This is a genomic window from Mesorhizobium sp. M7A.F.Ca.ET.027.02.1.1 (genome assembly GCF_004022985.1).
Classification (GTDB): domain Bacteria; phylum Pseudomonadota; class Alphaproteobacteria; order Rhizobiales; family Rhizobiaceae; genus Mesorhizobium.
This window is the reverse complement of sequence record NZ_RZOL01000429.1, coordinates 1-4,955: the sequence shown is the minus strand read 5'-3', so window position 1 is coordinate 4,955 and position 4,955 is coordinate 1. Positions and strand designations below refer to the sequence as shown.

Annotated in this window: 6 protein-coding genes; 5 read left to right on the top strand and 1 reads right to left on the bottom strand. The window is 62.2% G+C overall.

All coding sequences use genetic code 11. The annotated features are described in order from the left end of the window. The 4 genes from EN749_RS30420 to phoB all read left to right on the top strand — a co-directional run. Positions 1-426 (top strand): ABC transporter permease subunit (locus EN749_RS30420; protein WP_128279706.1); only part of this gene is annotated, 426 nt, incomplete at its 5' end. Positions 427-443: 17 nt separating this feature from the next. Further along, positions 444-1,268 (top strand): phosphate ABC transporter ATP-binding protein PstB, encoded by an 825-nt coding sequence (gene pstB / locus EN749_RS30415; protein ID WP_127267721.1) that lies wholly within the window; start codon positions 444-446, stop codon positions 1,266-1,268. 26 nt (positions 1,269-1,294) lie between these two features. Then, positions 1,295-2,002, top strand: coding sequence for a phosphate signaling complex protein PhoU (gene phoU / locus EN749_RS30410; RefSeq protein WP_127267720.1), 708 nt, complete (start codon positions 1,295-1,297; stop codon positions 2,000-2,002). A 16-nt stretch (positions 2,003-2,018) separates the two neighbouring features. After that, the gene (gene phoB / locus EN749_RS30405; protein WP_010911896.1) at positions 2,019-2,708 is read left to right on the top strand and encodes a phosphate regulon transcriptional regulator PhoB; all 690 of its coding nucleotides are present in this window, start codon (positions 2,019-2,021) and stop codon (positions 2,706-2,708) included. A gap of 16 nt (positions 2,709-2,724) precedes the next feature. On the opposite strand, the gene EN749_RS30400 is transcribed toward phoB, so the two are convergent. Then, positions 2,725-3,972, bottom strand: a complete 1,248-nt coding sequence (locus EN749_RS30400) for an ROK family protein (protein WP_128364548.1) — start codon at positions 3,970-3,972, stop codon at positions 2,725-2,727. A gap of 270 nt (positions 3,973-4,242) precedes the next feature. Here EN749_RS30400 and EN749_RS30395 point away from each other — a divergent pair. Beyond that, positions 4,243-4,955, top strand: a 713-nt coding sequence (locus tag EN749_RS30395) for a substrate-binding domain-containing protein (protein ID WP_145991061.1), incomplete at its 3' end; no start/stop codon positions are given.

Sequence of the window (4,955 nt, the reverse complement as noted above, 5' to 3'; positions counted from 1 at the left end):
GTGCTGACACTGATGACGCTGCCGACGATCATCATCGCGACGCGCGCTGCACTTGCCGCGGTGCCGCCGTCGATCCGCTCGGCGGCTCTCGGTCTTGGCGCCTCCAAGATGCAGATGGTGTTCCAGCACATCCTGCCGCTTGCCGCACCCGGCATCCTCACCGGCACCATCATCGGTCTAGCGCGTGCGCTCGGTGAAACCGCGCCCCTGCTGCTAATCGGCATGGTCGCCTTCGTCGCCGATCCACCGACGACGCCTTTCGATCCGGCCACCGCGCTGCCGGTGCAGATCTATATGTGGGCGAACGAGGCCGAGCGCGCCTTCGTCGAGCGCATGTCGGGCGCGATCATCATCCTGCTCGTCTTCCTCATGGCCATGAACATCACCGCGATCGTGCTTCGGCGTCGGTTCGAGCGGCGCTGGTAGAAAAAAGGCATTTTGGTATGAACATCATGACCGAACAGTCCCTTGAAAATGCAGTGGGCGATAAGATGAACGCCAAGTCGAACGAAGTGATCAAAATGCGCGGCGACAAGGTCGGCGTGTTCTATGGCGAGAAGCAGGCGCTGTTCGATGTCAATCTCGACGTCCGCCTGAATCAGGTGACGGCGCTGATCGGCCCCTCCGGCTGCGGCAAGTCGACCTTCCTGCGTTGCCTCAACCGCATGAACGACACCATCGATTCCGCGCGGGTAACCGGCAAGATAACGCTCGACGAAGAAGACATCTACGACAAGAACATCGATGTCGTCGAACTCAGGGCGCGCGTCGGCATGGTGTTTCAGAAACCAAATCCGTTCCCCAAGTCGATCTACGAGAACGTCGCCTATGGCCCGCGCATCCACGGATTGGCCAAGCGCAAGGCCGACATGGATCAGATCGTCGAGTCGAGCTTGAAGAAGGCGGCGATCTGGAACGAGGTGAAGGACCGTTTGCAGGAACCTGGCACGGGTCTTTCCGGTGGCCAGCAGCAGCGTCTGTGCATTGCACGCGCCATCGCCGTGTCACCCGAGGTGATCCTGATGGACGAACCGTGTTCGGCGCTCGACCCGATCGCCACTGCTCGCGTCGAGGAACTGATCGACGAACTGCGCCAGAACTATACGATCGTCATCGTCACCCATTCGATGCAGCAGGCAGCGCGCGTGTCGCAGCGCACCGCGATGTTCCATCTAGGCTATCTGGTCGAGGAGGGCGCCACCGACAAGATGTTCACCACCCCCGACGACAAACGCACCCAGGACTACATCACCGGCCGGTTCGGCTGAGCTCAGGCATATGAGGGACGAAGATCATGGGTGAACATACCGTTGCATCTTTCGATGAGGATCTGGAGCAGATCAGCCAGCTGATCCGCGACATGGGCGATCTCGCCCGCTCGATGGTCAGTGGCTCGACCAAGGCTTTGCTCAATTCGGACAATGCGCTGGCGCAGCGCGTGGTTTCCGACGATGCCATCATGGATGCCCGCCAGCGCGAGCTGGACGATCGCGCCATCACGCTGATCGCCAAGCGCCAGCCAATGGCCAACGATCTGCGTGCGGTGGTCGGTTCGATCCGCATGGCCGGCGACCTCGAGCGCATCGGCGACCTTGCCAAGAACATCGCCAAGCGCGTCGGCACTGTCGGGCTGAGCGTCACGCCGCACGATCTTTCGCATTCGATCGACGCGATGGCGCAGCTGGTGCTGATCCAGGTGCAGGGGGTCGTCGACGAGTATGCCGCCGCTGACGCGGCAGCACTTGCCACGCTCAGAAACAATGATGAACGCATCGACGTCAAATACACCTCGGTGTTCCGCGAGCTGCTGACCTACATGATGGAAGATCCCCGCAACATCACGGCGTGCACGCACCTGTTGTTTTGCGCCAAGAACCTCGAGCGGATCGGCGACCACGTGACCAACATCGCCGAAAATGCCTACTATGTTTTGACCGGCACGCAGCTGCCAGCCAATCGTCCGAAGCAGGACGAGACGGCAATGTCCGCGCCAGCGGCATAACAGGGGTGACCAGCCGATGATCGCACCACGCATCATGGTGGTGGAGGATGAGGAGCCGCTAGGCGTGCTGCTCCGCTACAATCTTGAATCCGAAGGTTACCAGGTCGAGGTGGTGACGCGCGGCGATGAGGCCGAAATCCGGCTGCAGGAGAACGTTCCCGATCTTCTGGTGCTCGACTGGATGGTGCCTGCGGTTTCGGGCATCGAACTCTGCCGGCGCCTGCGAATGCGTCCCGAGACCGAGCGGCTGCCGATCATCATGCTGACCGCGCGAGGCGAGGAAAGCGACCGCGTGCGCGGCCTGTCGACCGGCGCCGACGACTATCTGGTCAAGCCCTTCTCGACGCCAGAGTTCATGGCCAGGGTCAAGGCGCTGCTGCGCCGGGCCAAGCCGGAAGTGCTGTCCAGCGTGCTAAAGGTCGGCGATATCGTGCTCGATCGCGAGTCGCACCGTGTCTATCGCAAGAAGAGCGAGATCCGGCTTGGGCCGACGGAATTCCGCCTGCTCGAATTCATGATGCGCCATCCAGGCCGCGTGTTCTCGCGCAGCCAGCTGCTCGACAATGTCTGGGGCGAGACGATCTACATCGACGAGCGCACGGTCGACGTGCATGTCGGCCGGCTGCGCAAGGCGGTCAACAATGGCCGTATGCCTGATGTCATCCGCACGATCCGTGGGGCCGGATACGCCATCCGAGAGGACTGAACTCCCTCGTTTGAACTCACGCCACGTTCTTGCCGCCGAAACCGGATCTCGCCTGCACGCCCGGCGCAAAAATCTCCTGATCGACGAAGATCAGCGCCCGCATGGCGCAGCCCTCGCGGATCAGCGGCAGTTCGTTCGGCTCGGTGTCGAAGGAAATCGATTTGGAATGCTGGCCGCCGGCGGTCTGGGCAATCGCTTGCCGCAATGCCGGCTCGATCAGGTCGAAGGCGGCGGCGCTGACACCGACCATGGCGACCGGCGCCGGATCGATCAGCGCGAACAGGCTGCCGAGGCCGTAGCCGAGCGCTTCGCCGGCCTTGCGATAGGCTTCCCGTTCGGGTCCGTCACCTTCGCGGGCCGCGGCAGCCAGGGCGCGCATGTCGGCGTCGCTGACATCGGCAACGGGTTCTGCATTCTCGCCCATCTGCCTGGCGTTGCGCCAGATGGCGTAATTGCCCGCATAGGCTTCGACGCAGCCGCGCCGTCCGCAGCGACATAGCGCGCCGTTCGGCCGATGGATCATGTGGCCGAATTCGCCGCCCGAAGAATGGGTGCCGGTGAACAATTCGCCCTTCAGCACCAGTCCCATGCCGATGCCGTGCGACAAAAGGATAGCGATGAAATCGTCGCGGTAACGATCGGGGTCGCGCCAGCGCAGCGCCACCGCCATCATGTTGCAGTCGTTCTCCATTATGGCAGGGATGCCGAACTGGTCTTCGAATATGTCAGCGAAGGCGATGTCGGTGTGCGGCGTGATCGGCGACCACAGCATGGCGCGGGCACGGGTGTCGGTGATGCCCTGGATGGCCAGCGCGATGCGGGCGATGCTGCGCACGTCCAGGTCGGGATCTGCCAGGCGGCGCCGCACGATGGCCGTGCATTCCCCGATCAGCGACTCGCGCGACATCGTCAGCGTGTCCAGCCGGCGCTGTTCCTCGGATATTACCTGGCCGGCATAGTCGATGACGGCGACGGAGAGGAAGTTCAGCGACAGCACCACGGTCATTACCGCGGCCGCTTCCGGATTGAGACTGAGGCCGACCTGCGGCCGGCCGCGTTTGAGTGAGCCGGCCTCGCTCGGCTTGCTTTCGGTCAGGATGCCTTCGACGATCAGGTCCGATGAAATCGCCGAGATGGTCGAATGGCTGAGGCTTGTGGTCGCGGCGATCTCGGTTCGCGACGGCTGTCCGGCGCGGCGCACTGCCGCGATCACCATGGCGCGGTTGCGGCGGCGCAGATCGTCGTGGCGGATTCCGACCGACATGTTCTTTCATATCCTCCCGGTCGCCGCGGTTCCTCCTGCCCCTGGAACGCTGTCGGTGACGCCGGTAAATACTGGCAGAAGCTGCAGGCCGTGTCATTTATTTATTCCGAGACTCGAAAAAAACTCGAAATGACATCAAAATCGATCAGAATCGATGTTGACAGCGTTCGGGCGTTGGCCCAGTATTTTTTCGAGGCTCGAAAAAATAGAGCCTCTGTGCCGGCCCTCGGGTCAGTTTGGTCGCGCCATACGCGGCGCAGGGAGGATAATATGAAAAGATTCACGGCCGCCATCCTGGCGGGTGCCGCCATGTCGCTGACGCTCGCGTCTGTCGCGCAGGCGAAGGACAAGGTCGTCGGCGTTTCGTGGTCCAACTTCCAGGAAGAACGCTGGAAGACCGACGAAGCCGCCATGAAGACGGCGATCGAGGCCGCTGGCGACAAGTACATCTCCGCCGATGCGCAGTCCAATCCCGGCAAGCAGCTTACCGATGTCGAAAGCCTGATCTCGCAGGGCGCTAATTCCCTGATCATCCTGGCGCAGGACGCTTCGGCCATCGGCCCGGCCGTGCAGAAGGCGCTGGACGAAGGCATTCCGGTCGTCGGCTATGACCGGCTGATCGAGAACAAGGACGTCTTCTATCTGACCTTCGACAACAAGGAAGTCGGCCGCATGCAGGCCCGCGAAGTGTTCAAGGTCAAGCCGGAAGGCAACTACGTCTTCATCAAGGGCTCCGGTGCCGATCCCAATGCCGACTTCCTGTTCTCGGGCTCGATGGAAGTGCTCAAGGAAGCCATCGACAGCGGCAAGATCAAGAATGTCGGCGAAGCCTACACGGATGGCTGGCTGCCCGCCAACGCCCAGAAGAACATGGAGCAGTTCCTGACCGCCAACGACAACAAGGTCGACGCGGTGGTCGCGGCCAATGACGGCACTGCCGGTGGCGTCGTCGCGGCGCTGACGGCTCAAGGCTTGGCCGGCAC

Coding starts and splice junctions, on each gene's coding strand:
- EN749_RS30400 (WP_128364548.1), bottom strand. CDS start 3,972: ATGTCGGTCGGAATCCGCCACGACGATCTGCGCCGCCGCAACCGCGCC.
- phoB (WP_010911896.1), top strand. CDS start 2,019: ATGATCGCACCACGCATCATGGTGGTGGAGGATGAGGAGCCGCTAGGC.
- phoU (WP_127267720.1), top strand. CDS start 1,295: ATGGGTGAACATACCGTTGCATCTTTCGATGAGGATCTGGAGCAGATC.
- pstB (WP_127267721.1), top strand. CDS start 444: ATGAACATCATGACCGAACAGTCCCTTGAAAATGCAGTGGGCGATAAG.